The sequence below is a fragment of the Microvirga sp. 3-52 genome, from assembly GCF_018383585.1.
Lineage (GTDB): Bacteria > Pseudomonadota > Alphaproteobacteria > Rhizobiales > Beijerinckiaceae > Microvirga.
In genome coordinates this window covers 75883-92468 of record NZ_JAHAMK010000012.1, presented here as the reverse complement: position 1 = coordinate 92468, position 16586 = coordinate 75883, and the positions used below count along the sequence as shown (strand labels likewise).

14 protein-coding genes are annotated in these 16586 nt (G+C 66.4%); 6 read left to right on the top strand and 8 right to left on the bottom strand.

Annotation, left to right across the window (positions count from 1 at the left end; genetic code table 11):
* Positions 1-184 precede the first annotated feature (184 nt).
* A complete protein-coding gene (locus KHP60_RS11810; protein WP_213564357.1) occupies positions 185-2149 on the top strand; it encodes a nucleoside-diphosphate sugar epimerase/dehydratase in 1965 nt (654 codons plus the stop codon).
* Here the strand turns inward: KHP60_RS11810 and KHP60_RS11805 are convergent.
* The 5 genes from KHP60_RS11805 to KHP60_RS11785 form a co-directional block, all read right to left on the bottom strand.
* Complete coding sequence (locus KHP60_RS11805; RefSeq protein WP_213564236.1) at positions 2082-3023, bottom strand: NAD-dependent epimerase/dehydratase family protein; 942 nt, start codon at positions 3021-3023, stop codon at positions 2082-2084. The genes KHP60_RS11810 and KHP60_RS11805 overlap by 68 nt on opposite strands.
* Positions 3020-4036 (bottom strand): glycosyltransferase family 4 protein, encoded by a 1017-nt coding sequence (locus tag KHP60_RS11800; protein WP_213564234.1) that lies wholly within the window; start codon positions 4034-4036, stop codon positions 3020-3022. Before KHP60_RS11800 ends, KHP60_RS11805 begins: the two co-directional genes overlap by 4 nt.
* A gap of 24 nt (positions 4037-4060) precedes the next feature.
* On the bottom strand, positions 4061-5068 hold the full coding sequence (locus tag KHP60_RS11795; protein WP_213564231.1) for an NAD-dependent epimerase/dehydratase family protein: 1008 nt from the start codon (positions 5066-5068) through the stop codon (positions 4061-4063).
* A gap of 12 nt (positions 5069-5080) precedes the next feature.
* The gene (locus tag KHP60_RS11790; protein WP_213564224.1) at positions 5081-5989 is read right to left on the bottom strand and encodes an MBL fold metallo-hydrolase; all 909 of its coding nucleotides are present in this window, start codon (positions 5987-5989) and stop codon (positions 5081-5083) included.
* A 95-nt stretch (positions 5990-6084) separates the two neighbouring features.
* A complete protein-coding gene (locus KHP60_RS11785) occupies positions 6085-8631 on the bottom strand; it encodes an ABC transporter ATP-binding protein (protein ID WP_213564222.1) in 2547 nt (848 codons plus the stop codon).
* A gap of 287 nt (positions 8632-8918) precedes the next feature.
* Here KHP60_RS11785 and KHP60_RS11780 point away from each other — a divergent pair, with 287 nt between their 5' ends.
* The gene (locus KHP60_RS11780) at positions 8919-9473 is read left to right on the top strand and encodes a hypothetical protein (protein ID WP_213564220.1); all 555 of its coding nucleotides are present in this window, start codon (positions 8919-8921) and stop codon (positions 9471-9473) included.
* Positions 9474-9663: 190 nt separating this feature from the next.
* Here KHP60_RS11780 and KHP60_RS11775 read toward each other — a convergent pair whose 3' ends face one another.
* Positions 9664-10521: a GNAT family N-acetyltransferase gene (locus tag KHP60_RS11775; RefSeq protein ID WP_213564218.1), complete on the bottom strand. Its 858-nt coding sequence runs from the start codon at positions 10519-10521 to the stop codon at positions 9664-9666.
* A gap of 135 nt (positions 10522-10656) precedes the next feature.
* Here KHP60_RS11775 and KHP60_RS11770 point away from each other — a divergent pair, with 135 nt between their 5' ends.
* Both KHP60_RS11770 and KHP60_RS11765 read left to right on the top strand, forming a co-directional pair.
* Positions 10657-11154 (top strand): MmcB family DNA repair protein, encoded by a 498-nt coding sequence (locus tag KHP60_RS11770; RefSeq protein WP_213564215.1) that lies wholly within the window; start codon positions 10657-10659, stop codon positions 11152-11154.
* Positions 11155-11272: 118 nt separating this feature from the next.
* Positions 11273-11815, top strand: a complete 543-nt coding sequence (locus KHP60_RS11765) for a DUF6790 family protein (RefSeq protein WP_213564212.1) — start codon at positions 11273-11275, stop codon at positions 11813-11815.
* A 50-nt stretch (positions 11816-11865) separates the two neighbouring features.
* Here the strand turns inward: KHP60_RS11765 and KHP60_RS11760 are convergent, their stop codons facing one another.
* Together KHP60_RS11760 and KHP60_RS11755 are read right to left on the bottom strand one after the other, a co-directional pair.
* Positions 11866-12423, bottom strand: coding sequence for an ActR/PrrA/RegA family redox response regulator transcription factor (locus KHP60_RS11760; RefSeq protein WP_213564210.1), 558 nt, complete (start codon positions 12421-12423; stop codon positions 11866-11868).
* 83 nt (positions 12424-12506) lie between these two features.
* The gene (locus tag KHP60_RS11755; RefSeq protein WP_213564206.1) at positions 12507-13862 is read right to left on the bottom strand and encodes an ActS/PrrB/RegB family redox-sensitive histidine kinase; all 1356 of its coding nucleotides are present in this window, start codon (positions 13860-13862) and stop codon (positions 12507-12509) included.
* Positions 13863-14090: 228 nt separating this feature from the next.
* On the opposite strand from KHP60_RS11755, the gene KHP60_RS11750 reads away from it, so the two are divergent.
* Together KHP60_RS11750 and KHP60_RS11745 are read left to right on the top strand one after the other, a co-directional pair.
* A complete protein-coding gene (locus KHP60_RS11750; protein WP_213564203.1) occupies positions 14091-15353 on the top strand; it encodes a polyhydroxyalkanoate depolymerase in 1263 nt (420 codons plus the stop codon).
* Between the two features lie 76 nt (positions 15354-15429).
* Positions 15430-16173, top strand: coding sequence for a M48 family metallopeptidase (locus KHP60_RS11745; protein WP_213564200.1), 744 nt, complete (start codon positions 15430-15432; stop codon positions 16171-16173).
* Positions 16174-16586 lie beyond the last annotated feature (413 nt).

The following is a 16586-nucleotide window of genomic DNA, read 5'->3' as shown; positions in this document are numbered from 1 at the left end:
AAAGAGGTGAGCCCAGCCGATACCCCGAGGCTGGCGTATCGTGCGGAAACGTGGATCCGGTTTTTCGCTGACGCGGCCCTCCGGGTCGCGCCAAACGATGCGCTGCTCAAGAATTCGAGCAGCGGGTGGATCCCAAAAGTGCATGTCCACTATTGGGTCCGATGCTCTGGGGTATGGCGGGACTATGAAGCGACAGGGTCTCAAGAAGGCGCTTATCATTGCGCATGATCTCGTGATGACGGGTGCGGCCGTCCTCGCGACCTTCTACGTGCGCTTCGAAGGCCCGCTCCTGGACGAGCGCCTCGCCCATCTGCCGCTCTTTCTGCCGCCCTTCATCGCCTTTGCCGGCGTGATCTACTGGTTTTCCCAGCTCTACAGATCCAAGTGGCGCTTCGCGTCCCTGCCGGATCTCTTCAACATCTTCCGGGCCGCGACCATTCTGGCGGTCACCCTGCTGGTGGTCGACTACGTTCTCGTCTCGCCGCAATTCCGGGGCACCTTCTTCTTCGGCAAGATCACGATCGCCCTCTACTGGCTGATCCAGATGTTCCTGCTGGGAGGCCCGCGGCTGGCCTTCCGCTATATGAAATATGCCCGCTCCCGCCATACCCTGCAGCGCGATGCCAGCACCCCGACCCTGCTGCTCGGGCGCGGCAGCGACATCGAGGTGATCCTGCGGGCCATCGAGGCCGGCACGGTCAAGAAGACGCAGCCCAAGGGCATCCTGTCCTGGCGCACCGACGATCTCGGGCAATCCATGCGCGGCGTCCCGGTGCTCGGCAACTTTGCCGATCTCGATCAGGTGATCCAGGATTTCCAGGAGCGCGGCACGCCCATCCGCCGCCTTCTGGCGACGCCGAGCGCCCTGATGCCGGAGGCGAACCCGGACATGCTGCTCGCCCGCGCCCGCCGTCTCGGCCTGCCGCTGGTGCGGGTCACGAGTCTCGGCGAGGGCATGCGCGATGCCGAGCTCGCGCCGCTGGAGATCGAGGACCTGCTCCTGCGTCCCACGGTGCAGATCGACCGGAAGCGGCTCGAAACATTCATTCGCGGCAAGCGCGTGCTCGTCACCGGCGGCGGCGGCTCCATCGGATCCGAGATCTGCACCCGCGTTGTCGCCTTCGGCGCCAGCGACCTCCTGATCCTCGAGAGCTCCGAGCCGTCCCTGCACCACATCCTGGAGAACCCGACGCTCCTGTCGAGCGACACCAACGTGGACGGCGTCATCGCCGACGTGCGCGACCGGGAGCGGGTGCGCGAGGTGATGACCGAGTTCAGGCCCGAGGTGGTGTTCCACGCGGCGGCCCTCAAGCACGTTCCCTATCTCGAGAAGAACTGGACGGAAGGGATCAAGACCAACGTCTTCGGCTCGGTCAACGTGTCCGACGCGGCGGTGGAAGCCGGTGCCGACACCATCGTGATGATCTCCACCGACAAGGCCATCGATCCGGTCTCGATGCTCGGGGCCACCAAGCGCCTGGCCGAGATGTACGGGCAGGCGCTGGATGCCGAGTTCATGGGCCGCAACGGCGCCACGCGCATCATCGCCGTGCGCTTCGGCAACGTGCTGGGTTCGGTCGGCTCCGTGGTGCCGAAGTTCAAGGCGCAGATCGCCCGCGGCGGGCCGATCACCGTCACCCATCCCGACATGGTGCGCTACTTCATGACCACCCGCGAGGCGGCGGATCTGGTGCTCACCTCCGCGTCCCATGCGGAGGAAAGCCGCGCCGTGACGGAGCGCACCAACGGGGACGAGCGCGCCTCGGTCTATGTGCTCAAGATGGGCCAGCCGGTGCGGATCTATGAGCTCGCCGAGCGCATGATCCGGCTTGCCGGCTACGAGCCGGGCGAGGATATCGAGATCGCCGTCACCGGCACGCGCCCCGGCGAGCGGCTGCACGAGATCCTGTTCGCCCGCGAGGAGCCGCGCACGGAGATCGGCATCGACGGCGTGATGGCGGCCAAGCCCATCTTCGCCGACCGCGACCGGGTCGATCAGTGGCTGCAGGTGCTCAACCGCGCCATCGCCAATGGCGACCGGGCCCTGGCGGAGCAGGTGTTCGAGGAGGCGATTCCGGAGTTCAAGCGCCGGACGCCCGCGCCCCAGCCCGCCGAGCCAGTTCCGCAAGCGCGTCTCGCGTCGAACTGACCGGCTGCCAGCCCAGATTCCTCAATGCCTCGGGGCTCGCGACCAGCGAGCCCGCCAGCCGCTCATAGGCCTCGCCCCGGCCGGCCAGGGCGGCCGCCCCCTTCAGGACGAAGGCCGGCACAGGGATCAGCCCCGGCGCGCGCCCGAGACCCTGGCGCATAGCCGTGACCATGTCGGGAATCGTCACCGGCTCCGGATCGGCCACGATGAAGGGACGCCGCAGGGGGCCGGGCGCCTTCAGCACCGTGTCCACGGCGGCGGCCAGATTGTCGAGGGAGAGAAGCGAGCGCTTGGCCGACAGCCCGCCGAGCGGCAGGGGCCAGGGCGATTGCGCCAGGGCCAGGAGCGCCGCCATGTTGCCCTTCACGCCGGGACCGTAGACGAGGACGGGACGAAGCGCCGTCCAGTCGAGCCCGAGTTCGCTCAGGCCCCGCTCGGCTTCGAGCTTGGAGCGGCCGTAAGGATCCGTCGGCTGCGGGTCCCGGGCTTCGGTCACGACGCCCTCGGCTGTCGGTCCGGTCTGGGCCCGGATCGAGGACAGGAACACGAAGCGCTTCACGCCCGCCCGCTCGGCGGCCTGCGCGAGCCTGACGGTCGCCTCCGTGTTGATGGTCCGGTAATCGTCCTCCGGCCGCCCCGACATGGCGTGCGCGAGGCCCGCCGAGTGGATCACCATGTCCACGTCGCGAAGCGCCGCCGCCATGTTGTGCGGGGAGGCGATGTCGCCGATCACCGCGCTCGACGCGCCGGCCGGCACCTCGGACGGGCGGCGCAGCAGCACCCGGATCCGGTAGCCGCGCTTGGGCAGCTCGTTCAGGAGGTGCTGCCCGATGAAACCCGTGGCGCCGGTCAGGGCAATCAGGGGTGCGCTCATCGGGAAACCTCCAGTCCAGGCTGAGAAAAGCGCCTGAGAACCAGGCCGACGAGAACGGTCCCGAGGGCAAGCGCCGCGATCTGCACCGCGCCCGAGGGCCAGACAAGGGTCATAGCGGCGAGGCCGGCCAGGACAAGGTTGAGGCCGAACACATGAGCGCTCACGGACATCACGGAGAAGCCGTTATTCGTGGCCTGCTGGTAGAAATGGCTGCGATGCGCCTCCCAGACCTTCTCGCGGCGCGCGAGGCGGCGCAGCAGGGTGATCGTGGCGTCCATCAGGTAATAGAGCGGCAGCAGGATCGCGGCCGCGACGGCACCGGTTCCGGCAAGGTGCAGCAGCATCCAGCCGACGAGGAGGCCGATGGGAAGCGAACCCACATCGCCGAGGAAGAGCCGCGCGACCGGCTTGTTGAAGGGAGCAAAGCCGAGAAGGGCGCCGCAGAGGGCAGAGGCGACAAAGATGACCGGGAGCGGCATTCGTGCCCCGAACCCTAAAATAGCGATGGCGCCGACAACTGGCACCATTTCCGCAACGGTAATCCAGTCAAGACCGTCCATGAAATTCACGAGGTTTACGAACCAGACACCACCGAGAATAAGGACAACCTGCTCTACGACCGGCGGCACCCACTCAGGCAAGACCCGGATCCCGGTCGTCAGCACGACAGCCGCAACAGCGGCAATCTGCAGAACAAGGCGAAGACCTGCTGGCAGGGGACGAATATCGTCAATTGCACCGACAATGGCCAAAACCAGCGAAGCGCACGCTGCGGCGAGAATACTCTGAAGGAATTTATCCGGGACACCTATTAGGGCGAAACCCACAGCCATGGCCGTCAATACCGCGCCAACAACGGCGATTCCACCTCCCTGTGGCGTCGGCACCTTATGGCTCGAACGCGCATTGGGTCGGGCCAGAGCATAGCGCACGAGAACCGGTTTGAGGACGGCAATGAGAAAGGCGGAAAGAAGAGCCGTTCCAATTAGAACGGCAACAAGGACAAGGAACATAGCGAGGATGATGATTTCCAAGGGTCAGGCCCTGTGATACCCACGGTACCACTCGACGAACCGGCGGATGCCCTCGTTCAGCGACGTCGACGGCGCGAAGCCGACGTCGCGGCGCAGGTCCGTCACGTCGGCGCGGGTCTCCAAAACGTCGCCGGGCGGCAGCGGCACGTCCACGCGCCTCGCCCTCCTGCCGAGCGCGTCTTCGATCAGGGCGATCAGGTCGTTCACTTCTTCCGGGCTGTCGTTGCCGATGTTGTAGACCCGGTGCGGCGCCGGGCTGATGGCAGGATCGGGATGCTCCGCGTTCCAGGCGGGATCGGGCACGGGCACCCGCTCGACCAGCCTCACGATGCCCTCCACGATGTCGTCCACGTAGGTGAAGTCGCGCCAGACCCGGCCCGCATTGGCCACTTGGATCTCGCGGCCCTCGGCAATGGCATGGGTGAACTTGTAGACCGCCATGTCGGGGCGGCCCCAGGGGCCGTAGACGGTGAAGAAGCGCAGGCCCGTGGCGGGGAGGCCGAACAGAGAGGCGTAGGAATGCGCCATCATCTCGTTCGCCTTCTTGGTGGCGGCATAGAGGCTGATCGGGTGGTCGGTGCCGTCGTGCTCGGAGAAGGGCAGCTTGCGGTTGGCGCCGTAGACCGAACTCGACGAGGCATAGACGAGGTGCCGGACCTCTCCGTGCCGGCAGGCTTCCAGCATGTTCATGAAGCCCATCAGGTTCGAGGCGGCGTAGGGCTGCGGGTCGACGAAGCGCACCCCCGGCTGGGCCGCGAGGTGGATCACCTTCTCGAAACGGTGGTGCTGAAACAGGTCGCGGGTCGCCTGCGCGTCGGCAAGATCGAGGCGCTCGCCCAGAAAGGTGTTGTGCGGGGACAGGTTCCCGAACCGCGCCTCCTTCAGGCTCACGTCGTAATAGGGCGTGAAGCTGTCGACGCCGACCACATGATGGCCGTCGGCCAGAAGCCGCTGCACCACGTGATAGCCGATGAAGCCTGCTGCACCGGTGACGAGGATGGGAGAGGACATGGAAGAACCGCCTTACAAGGTGGCGGGCACCTTAGCGGGCTGGGCCCGATCTGCAACCATCTCTTCTTCCACCGGCTCGAAGGCGAGCGACTGGCGCTCGCGGGCCATGAAAGCGGTGGGCATGACGGCCTGCATCTCGGCCTCCGCGGCTTTCAGGAACGCGTCGTCATGGCCGGGATAGAGGTGGAAGACTGCCAGCATCTTCACGCCGGCGCTCTGCGCAAGCTCGACGCCCTTCTGCCAGGTGGAATGCCCCCACCCGCGGCAATAGGAATATTCGGCGTCGGAGAACATGCCGTCGAAGATCATCAGGTCGGCGTCTCGGACGAAATCCGCGAGGCCCGGGTCGGGCCAGGGGTCGCTGTGCTCCACGTCGCTGATGTAGCAGACGCTGCGGCCCCGATGGCTGATGCGAAACCCCGTGGCTCCGCCGGGATGGTTCAGAAGATGGGTTTCGATCCGCGTTCCGTCGTCGAGAATGAGCGGCTCGCCGGCCTTGAAGCCATGATGCTCGAAGCGGGCGGGAAGCTGGCCGAGACGCACGGGAAAGAGCGGCGGCGAGAAGAGGCGGCTCAAGGGTTCCATGGCGCTTTCCCCGTCCAGATGGCCGCAATAGGTGCGGATCACCCGCTCCCTGGCGAGAAGGGCGGGTTTGAAGAAGGGAAGGCCGCTGATGTGGTCGAGATGAAGATGGCTCAGGAGAATGTCGATCTTGTCGGGGGCGGCAGGGCCGAGTTCGCTGCCGAAGGCGGAAAGACCGGTTCCCGCATCGAGGATGAAAAGGCGTTCGCCGCAGCGGACCTCGATGCACGGTGTGTGCGAGCCGAACTCGACGAATTGAGGACCGGATGCGCAGGTGGAGCCGCGTATGCCCCAGAACCGGACCTGCAACGCGTCAGAGGATGCAACACGCCTTATCATTTCAGGATCATGGCCAATCGAAAACCCTGCTTATGTGCGCTAGCGCACATCGATAAGCTGCCCCCGAGCGGGATGGCAGGTCAAGGTAAATAATATCACGCACTCAGCGCCTCCCGGGTTCTGGTGCGGCGATCCATCACCGGCTCGCCCCGCTCAAAGTGGATAACAGCGTCGAAGGGCGGTTGATCCATGGCCGGTGAAATCGACGGCGTCACGAGGATCAGCCCGCGGCCGACGAGGGCGCGGCGCAGATGGGCGACGAGCCTGTCGGCGGCAGGACCCGGCAGCCCGTCGAGCGCTCTCTGCACCACCAGGATGCTCGGCCGGCGCACAAGGCCGCGCACCAGGTCGACGGCGGCGACCTCGCTCAGGGTGAGATCGTCGCCCTGCGGATCGATGGGCGTGTCGAGTCCGATGCGCGAGACCTCGCCGTCGAGGCCCCTTTGCGTCAGGACGCGGCGCGTCACCTCCTGCACCGACTCGAGAGCGCCGGCCTGATCGGCCGCGATGCGCCCGAAGAGCAGGTTGTCCTGGATGCTCGCCGCCGCACAGAAGCGCCCTTCGTCGTAGAACTCGATCGAGGGCTTCAGGCTCACCGGCAGCATGCGGGCGAAATCGGCGCGGGCGACGAGGATCTGTTCCTCCATGCCGGCTTCGAGCAAGCCCAAGCGATGCCGGCTCTCGTTGTAGCGCAGGGCGAGACCGATCAGGCGCTCCCGGTCCCGCGAGGTCTGGTTGCTGCGCCGCTGCTCGTTCTTCCGGTCGACGAGATCCTGGAAATAGGGGCGGTCCGCCGCGGAAAAGAACGAGAAGCGCTCGAAGAGCGGGGATCCATCCGGGATGTCGGAGAAGATCTCGATCATGCTCGTGGCGATCGAAAGCCCTATCCGGGCGAGCGGCTTGGTCAGCTCGTTGGCTTCCAGGATCGCGCGCACGAAGGGATGGCTCGACAGGCGATCCTCCTGGAACGAGTCCCCGATCGGCTTCCCGAACAGCAGGTTCTCGCCGATGGTCGCATAGCGGTTGTAGCGCGTCGCGCTGAAGGGATCGACGAAGCGGTCGAGCTGCTCGGCCGCCAGGGCCGCCTGCACGGCGCGGCGCGCCTCCACGATGGCGGCGGCGAACTTCGGCTCCCGCTCCGGATCGATGGTTCCGGACAGGCCTCGGGCATGGGTCAGACGGTCGAGACCGGCGACGGCGACCGCCTCGGAGAGACGGTGGGCGAGCTCGCTCGCGGACGCGGAGGCGCCGTAGAGAAGATTGTCCTTCAGGCTGCCTTCGATCAGGACCGTGTTCCCGGCAAAGGCGATACGCCGGCTTCGTTCCACCGGATCGGCGGCGGAGAGATCGATGCCGCCAAAGGTCAGACGGCCCAGCGACGGCGGAATCTGACCGCTCATGAGCGCCGCGAGAAGCCGCGGCCCGGCATCCCCGTCGCCGACCAGGGCCACATGGGACGGGAAGGCGAGGTTCAGATTGACCGAGGAGACCCGCGCGCCGCTGGCAGGGTCGTAGGCCGAGACCCCCTGTGCGACGAGGGCGCCGCTCTCGGGCAGGGTGGCCTTTCCCTTTAGGGCGGCGCGCAGCTTCAAGGGACCCAGTCCCCGGCCGAGATCGATGAGCAGCGCCCGCGCCCTCAAGGCGAGTCGGTGCCACTGGACCACCTCCCGGGTGCCATAGGCGGCCAGCGCCGCCGCGAGCACGCAGGCCGCGACCGTCCCGGCCGTCACCGGACGGGTTTGCGAGAACCAGGCGCCCAGGGCCAGCACCGACAGGGGTGCGATCATGAGCACCGCTGCGGAAGCCGCCTCGGCGAGGGCTAGGCGGTATTCCCGCTTCATCACCGGCCGATGGCTCAGCACCAGGGCCTCACGCACCCGGTCCCGCTCGTAGGGGGCGGTGCCGTGGGCGCGCAGGGCCGGGATGCGGTGCTCCAGTTCCGCGAACACGCCCTCGGCCTCGTCGCCTTCCCGGTGGCGGGCGGCGGTGGCGTCGAACCGGAGCAGGGAGCGGCGGGCGCTCACGATGGCGCCGAGAGCCAGGACCAGCGCCAGGGCGGCTCCGAGGTGCCAGTCCATGACGAAGACATAGGCGCAGGCGAGCCCGATCATCCCGCCAAGCTTCACCGGCATGAGAAGGCTGGAGCCCAGCACGCCGCTCTCGCGGGAGAGGCCCCGGGCGGTCAGCGCCGTCACCACGGCGATCTCGTCATGGGAGGCGGAGGGGACCTTCAGGATCACGTCGAGGGCCGCCGACTGGGTTTTCGTGAGCATCCGCAAGCCGATGCCGACCACGAGCCATTCGAATCCGATCAGGATCAGGCCGAGCAGCACGGGAATGAGCAGGATGCCGACGACCGTGGCCAGGGCGAAAGCCTCCGGGCCCAGCGGAACGCCCGGGAACAGGACGACGGGCTCCGGCCAGAGACCGGCCGGCGGCGAGAGGGCGACCCGCAGGAAGGAGGCCGGCGCATTCCAGCCGTCCGCTCCCCCGGTTGCCCGGTCGACGACGATGCGCACCAGGTCGAAGCCGACGAGGATCAGCAGGCCGGCCAGGGCCAGGAGGCTAAATCCGACGAGGTGGCGAACAGGAGATGCTTTCCATGCCAGGCGCAGCGGGTCGCGTTCTACGACAACTCCCAAGGACAACTCCAACGATCGATCAGGTCCAGTGACGTTGGTAAAGCCTAGAGCATTTTTCGACGAATGGGATCAGCTTCGCCGTTAAAATGTGCGTTCCGGCACAAAACAGGCTGGTCCGAGGCTCAATCCCTTCAGCGGCGCATCGCCGGGCGAGGGACTGGAGGTCCGGGGCAGCGAAAACCGGATCCTCTTTTTCGCACGATGCGCTCGGCGCCCCTCGCCGCGCCACGCCTCAACGCTATGTCACCCCCCTTGCTGCCTTTCACGGAGGATCGGTGAGCCTGTCCATGACATCCCCTCTGCCGCTCGACCCGGTTTTCCAGCTCGTCCTCGAGGTCCCGACCCGCACGCCGAGTCCTGACCTGCCGCGCCGTCTGACGAGGCTCTTCAAGGAGCTGGCTTTGCCGGATCCGGCCCGTCCGGTCGAGGACATCGAGGATCAGATCTGGGCCCTGTGGGGATCCCACGAGGACCGCCTTGCCGAGGAGACCATGATGGCCGCCGTGGAGGCCATGGGCTCGGGATCCCTCAAGACCGCCAGGCCCTTGCTCGATCATCTGGTCGCCAGGCACCCCGGTTGGGCGGAGGCCTGGAACAAGCGGGCGACGCTCGCCTCCATCGAAAACCGCGACGCGGACAGCCTGCTGGACATCGCCCAGACCCTGCGGCTCGAGCCGCGCCATTTCGGCGCCATCGCCGGCTTCGGCAACATCTGCCTGCGCAACGGGCATCTCAACGAGGCCCGCGCGGCATTTCAGATCGCCTTGTCCATCAACCCGCACATGGACGATCTGCGCGACATGCTGGAAAACCTGTCGCCGCATCATCTGATGCTGCATTAGCGCCTCGTGCGGAGCTGATCGGCCGCACGATGCCTCGGTGAAGACAGCAATCTCTCACCGTCATGGCCGGCCTTGTGCCGGCCATGACGGTGAGGTGAAGCGCGGTGCTTTTCCAATCGAGATCACCGGTACAAGGCCGGTGATGACGGAGGAAGTTGGAATCGGTCCGTTCTTCTCCGGACGCGATCCTTCACCCCAGCTCGAAGGTCGAGATCCCGTAGGTTCGGGGCAGCGGCAGGTCCGGCTCCGGGCCGCGATACATCCGGGCCGTCTCGAACACGGGTGACAGGCCATGGCGCGCGGCCAGCCGGATGGCGGCCTGATTCGGCTCGGGCAGATCCAGGAAGACTGCATCCCCGCTGGCCCCGGAGGCGAGCGCCCGGAACAGGAGATCGGCCTCGCGCTCGCCGTCGGCGAAGAGCGGCCCGATCTTGGAGCCGCTCCGGCAGGCCCGGATGACGCCGTAGCCCTTGACGACCCCGTCGTCCACGAACGCGACGGCATCGCGTGCGTCGGGCTTGAGCCAGCAGCGCAGAAAGGGCTCGCGCGGGGCGGGAAAGAACGGCCGGTCGTAGGCGAGAACGGCGTCCATGATTTCAGGACTCACCCGCTGCAGGCGCTCGTCCCGGGGCCATGCGACCTGCGGGGTGCCGCCGAAGCGCACGTTGCGGTGCGCCAGGACGAAGCCGGATTTCCGGTAGTTCTCCTGCTGGGCCACGACGCCGTCGAGGCCCACGGTGCGATCCGCGAGAGAAGCCATGCCGGCCTGCCAGAGGCGATGGCCGAAACCGCGGCCGCGCCGGTCCGGCCGGACGATGTAGAGGCCGAGGAAGCTGAACGCATCGGAGTAGCGGACCACCGCAATCGAAGCGACCGGCTCGTCGCCGCGAGAGCCCATCAGGAATCCCGCCGGATCGGCCGCCCGGAAGCATTCGGCGTCGTTGAGCCCGGGATTCCAGCCCTCGGCGGCCGCCCAGTCGATCGCCAGATCGAGGTCCTGGCGCGTCATGGCGCGGATCGTCAGATCATCCGGGTTTTCGCGGGTCATGTCCGGCCTCGTCGCAAGCCCTCGCGAGAGGGTCTGCCGCGTCCAGTCTATCGAAGAATGGAGCGGAGGTTGAGACCCGGCACGCGCGACAACGGAGCCATTGCGGGCCGGCCGCGAGGGGGTACCTTAAGCGTCATGTCCGATTCGCCTGCCATCCTGTCCCGTCCCATCGTCCTGCCCGCCGACGGCCGGCAATCCACCGTTGCCGCCGGTATCCAGCGCGGCGTGCGCCGCCTGTTCGCGCAGCTCGGCCACGTGACCCTGCCGGAATTCACCCTCGCCAGCGGCCGGCGCGCCGATCTCATCGCCCTTGCGCCCGACGGCGCGCTCACGATCATCGAGATCAAGTCGAGCGTGGCGGATTTCCGGGCTGATCGGAAATGGCCCGATTACGAGGATTTTTGCGACCGGTTCTACTTCGCCGTGCCGGAAACCGTGCCCTTCGACATCCTGCCGGAGGATCGGGGCCTGATCATCGCCGACAGCTTCGGGGCGGCGATCCTGCGGGAGGCCGCGCACCATCCGCTCGCCGGCGCGCGCCGCAAGGCCGTGACCCTGCGCTTCGCCCATTCGGCCGCATCGCTGCTCCATGCCCTGGCCGATCCGGACCGGGTGGCGGACGGGCGTCTCTGACATCTCCGCCGTCATAGCGTAAATCCTGTGCATGCCCGCTCCCGGACCGGTTGCATGACAGGAGGACGGGTTTCACTCTTCCCGCAGCCTCTCAGGCCGGGAGGATGGTGGGGCGATCATGGAACAGGCCATCAGGTTTCTGCTCAGCAATTTCACGCTGACCCTTTTCTGCGTCGGGCTCGTGGCTTCGCTCGTCGCATTGCTGCGACACCCGCGCCCCTGGAGCCGCGCCACAATCATCGAGGCTTTGCTGTCCTGGTTCCTGTTCTTCTCGCTCGGAGTGAGCTTCCTCTACAATTTCGTCATGCACGTCTTCTTCTCCGAGATGGCGGCCGCGTTCATCGGCTGGCAGACCAGCCCGTTCCAGAAGGAAGTCGGCTTCGCGAGCCTCGGATTCTCCGTCGTGGGATTCATGGCGTTCAAAGGCGGCGCTGGCATGCGTCTGGCCGCCCTCGTCGGCCCGGCCTGCTTCCTCTGGGGTGCCGCAGCCGGTCACGTGGTGCAGATGGTGGAGGCGCACAACTACGCTCCCGGCAATGCAGGCGTGATCTTCTACACGGATATCCTGCTGCCGGTTTTCGGGCTGGCTCTGCTGTGGATGCGGCGCCAGGCGGAAACGCCCAAGGAGATCGGCGTACAGGCGCCGGCTTTTCCTCGCTGACCCGCGATCCCTGTGTCCGGTGCGGAATGGTCGGAAGAGCGTTCGAACGATCAGCGCGGCGCGCGCTTGGCGAGGATCCGCTGAAGGGTCCGGCGGTGCATGTTGAGGCGGCGGGCCGTCTCCGAGACGTTGCGACCGCACAATTCGTAGACCCGCTGGATGTGCTCCCAGCGCACCCGGTCCGCCGACATGGGGTTCTCCGGCGGCAGGGCGCGTTCGCCGGGCTGGGCCATCAGGGCGGCATGGATCTCGTCCGCATCTGCGGGTTTGGCCAGATAATCGAAGGCCCCCATCTTCACCGCCGTGACGGCGGTGGCAATGTTGCCGTAGCCGGTGAGGATGACGCCGCGGGCATCCGGGCGGCGGCTTTTCAGGCGCTCGATCACGTCGAGCCCGTTGCCGTCGCCGAGACGCATGTCGATCACCGCGAAGGCCGGCGGCTCCGTTTCGATTGCGGCGATTCCGTCCGTCACGCTTTCGGCCACGCGAACCTGATAGCCGCGGCCTTCCATGGCGCGGGCCAGACGGGTCGAGAACGGCCGGTCGTCGTCGACGATCAAGAGGCTCTTGTCGGCGCGATCTTCGAACGCGGCAGGCGCATCGGCCATCAGAACATCTCCTTGCATTTTAAGGCTGAAACTCCTTCGTGAGGCGAGCCTTCCGGCTCCTCTCTCATATGGGAATTCATCCTCTAACCTTTGAGAGACAGCTTGGTGTCTCCCTGCGGCGAAATTGCCGCACCTCGTTCAAACGCATGACGGGGCCAAACGATCCGCGCGATGGCGCCCGAGCCGGGCGGGGCGGCATTCGTCAGGGTCAGTTCGGCTCCCGAGCGCTCGATCAGGGTCTTGGCGATGAACAGGCCCAATCCCAATCCTCCGCCCTCCTCGCTGTCCTCTGTCCGCTCGGCGGCGCTGCGGGTGGTCACGTAGGGCTCGCCGACCCTGAGCAGAATATCGGGAGCATAACCAGGACCGTCATCCCGGATCTCGATGAAAACCTCGTGAGGCGACCAGCAGGCCTCGATGGTGACCCGGCTTTCGGCGAAGTCCGTCGCGTTGTCGAGAATGTTGGACAGGCCGTAGACGACGCCCGGATTGCGGCGTCCCATGGGCTCGGGCCCTTCGCCGCTCGTCTCGACCGTGACGTCGAAGCCTACGGCGCGCTGCGGCTCCACGATCTCCTCCACGAGGTGGCTCAGGGAGATCGTCTCCAGGAACTCCGATTCCTCCTCCTGGCCCATGGAGGTGAGCTTGGTCAGAATGGTGCGGCAGCGCTCGACCTGCTCCTGCAGGAGCTTCAGGTCCTCCCCCACCGGGCCGTCCTTGGGCATGGAATGGCTCAGTTCCTTCGTCACCAGGGCGATGGTGGCAAGCGGCGTGCCGAGCTCGTGGGCTGCCGCCGCGGCCAGGCCGTCGAGCTGGGACAGGTGCTGCTCGCGGGCGAGCACCAGTTCCGTGGCGGCGAGCGCCTGAGCGAGCTGCCGGGCCTCTTCCGCCACCCGCCAGGCATAGATGCCGGTAAAGGCCGTGCCGAGCACGATCGCGGCCCAGATTCCGGTTACGTAGAGGAAGGGAAGGGTGAAGCTCTGTCCGGGATACCATGGCAGCGGCTTGTGGGTGAGCACCAGGAGAGTCGCGCAGCCGATGGCCAGGAGGCCGAGCCCCAGGGTCCGCTCCGGGGTCAGGGCCGTGGCGGAGATGAGCACGGGCGCCAGGAACAGCATGGCAAAGGGATTTTCCAACCCGCCGGTCAGGTAGAGCAGCCCTGCCAGCTGCAGGATGTCGAAGGCCAGAAGCGCCGTGGCGATGTTGTCGCTGAGCCTGTGGCTTGCCGGATACTGGATGCGCAGGAGCAGGTTGACCCAGATCGAGGCGCCGATGGCCAGGAAGCACAGGCCGAAGGGGAGCGGAAAGCCGAGGCCGAAGCGCACCCCGGCGACCGCCGCCGTCTGGCCTGCGATGGCGAGCCAGCGCAGGCGAACGAGGGTGTCGAGGCGCAGATGCCGGGCGTGGTGGGTCAGGCTCTTCTGGTCGATTTTGGACATCACCGAACAGAATAGGGCCGCTCCTGTGTTCGCCAAGCATTTGCTGCCGGCCTATTTTCCTATCATCGACTTGGGCGATGCTCTGAAACCAAAGTATGTAGTTCGCTTTTGCAGGGGAAGAGCTAGGCTGTTGCAATAATCTCAAGGAACTTTAATCTTAAAATTACGGTTGAGGATAAAGCCTACCGCGATGCGCGAGAACCGGGCGCCCGGCCTTTGGGGATACAGATGAATTTTTCTTATGTTTGGTACGATACCGCGCACTGGCTTTTGAGCCCGGCCCGCGCCGCCTCCGATTTCACGAAGCACTTCTTCGACAATCCCGACAATCCCCTCACGAACACCCCTTACGGCCGGACCGTCTCGGCGGCGTGCGAATTGTTCGAGCGCACCACGCGGCGCTACGGCAAGCCCGCGTTCAACCTGCCGACCACCGTGATCGGCAACGACGAGGTGGCGGTCACCGAGAAAATCGTCTGGGAGCGTCCCTTCTGCCGGGTCATCTCCTTCGAACGGGATCACGCGAGCGCCAAGGACCAGCCGAAGCTCCTGATCGTCGCCCCGATGTCGGGCCATTACGCCACGCTCCTGCGCGGCACGGTCGAGACCTTCCTGCCGTCCCATCAGGTGATGATCACCGACTGGATCGACGCCCGCATGGTCCCCCTGGCGGAGGGCCCGTTCGACCTTGACGATTACATCGACTACCTCAAGGCCATGTTCCGGGATCTCGGGCCGGACCTGAGCGTGATGGCCGTATGCCAGCCGGCGGTTCCGGTGATCGCCGCGGTGGCCCGCCTCGAGGCCGAGAACGACCCCTTCATCCCGCGCTCCATGATCCTCATGGGCGGTCCCATCGACACCCGCCGCTCGCCCACCGCCGTGAACCGGCTGGCGGAGGAGCGCGGCATCGACTGGTTCCGACAGCATTGCATCACCAAGGTGCCCCCGTCCCATCCCGGCTTCTGGCGCGACGTCTATCCCGGGTTCCAGCAGCTCTCCGGCTTCATGGCCATGAACATCGACCGGCACCTCACGGCCCATTACGAGATGTTCAACCACCTCGTGGAGGGCGACGGCGATTCGGCCGAGAAGCACCGGGACTTCTACGACGAGTACCTTGCCGTCATGGACCTGACCGCCGAGTTCTACCTCCAGACGGTCGAGACGGTGTTCGTGAACCACGACCTGCCCAAGGGCGAGATGATGCACCGGGATCAGCCCGTGGACCTGATGGACATCCGGCGTTGCGCCATCATGGCGGTCGAGGGCGAGCGGGACGACATCTCGGGCGTCGGCCAGACCCTGGCTGCCCTCGACTTGACCCCCAACCTCCCGTCCGACAAGAAGCTCTATCACCTGCAGGCCGGGGTCGGTCACTATGGCGTCTTCAACGGTTCTCGTTTCAGGGCTCAGATCGCTCCTCGAATCGTTGAATTCATTGAGAATCACAATCGAGAACCAGCCCGGAAGAAGTCGTCAAGGGCTTGAGTCCGTTCTTGATACGTTCCTAGGAGCGGCAAACGGCTGCGCTGACAGAATCAGCGTGACAGGGCAGATTGCGGACATGAAATCCGCCCTGTTCCGCCGCGTCCCTGCGGACCCGCCTCATCTCAAGGTTTTCCATGAGGGCCAATCCTTCAAGGTGGCCCTCAAACGCCGTCCGACCGCCAAACGGATCACGCTGCGCGTCTCCAACGCGACCGGCGAGGTCGTGCTCAGCATCCCCGAGCGCACGGATGTGGGCCTCGCCCAGAAATTCGCCGACAGCCACAGCCAATGGATCGCCACCCGGCTCGCCAAGGTGCCGGAGCGGGTGCCCTTCGAGCCGGGCGCCCTCGTGCCCTTTCGCGGTGTTCCGCACCGGATCGTCCACTGGTCCACCGTCCGGGGCGTGACCCAGGCGACCCGGGGCAGCGCGGGCGAGCCGATCATCGCGGTCGCCGGCGAGGCGGCCCACGTGGCCCGCCGCGTCCGTGATTTCCTCGAGGCGGAAGCCAAGCGCGACTTCGCGGCCGCCGTGAAGCGCCATACGGCTCAGCTTGGGCAGCCGGCCAAGCGCATCACCGTGCGCGACACCAAGAGCCGCTGGGGCTCCTGCTCGGCCAATGGGGCACTCAGCTTCTCCTGGCGGCTGATCATGGCCCCGCCCTTCGTGCTGGACTATCTCGCCGCTCACGAGGTGGCTCACCTGCGCGAACTCAACCATTCCAACCGGTTCTGGAAGCTCACGTATCAGCTCTGCCCGCGCACGGACGAGGCGGAGGCCTGGCTCAAGGCCTACGGCAGCGCCCTGCACCGCATCGGGTGAGGGGCTGTTGCGCCATGTCGTCTTACCGGCGGTCTGCCGGGAAAGGGCCGCAGGTGGCCTCGCCCGGTCATCACCGGCCCTGTGCCGGTGATCCCAACGGATCGATGCGCCGCGTTCTTCCGATCGGGATGGCCGGGACGAGCCCGGTCATGACGGGGAGAGTGTCATCCCCGGCGCACGACGTGCGGCAATCGGGAAGCCTTTGATCCGACCTGCCACGTCATCACCGGCCTTGTGCCGGTGATCCCGATTGGAAAGGCGCCGCGTTCCACAGGATCGGGATGGCTGGAACCAGTCCGGCATGACAGGGGGATCATCCCCGGCAGCCGCAGGCCGGGACGGCGAACGCGCCCCACTCGACATCATGGATTCCCTCCCTCCGCTTCGGCCGGGAACGACACCATGGCCCACGA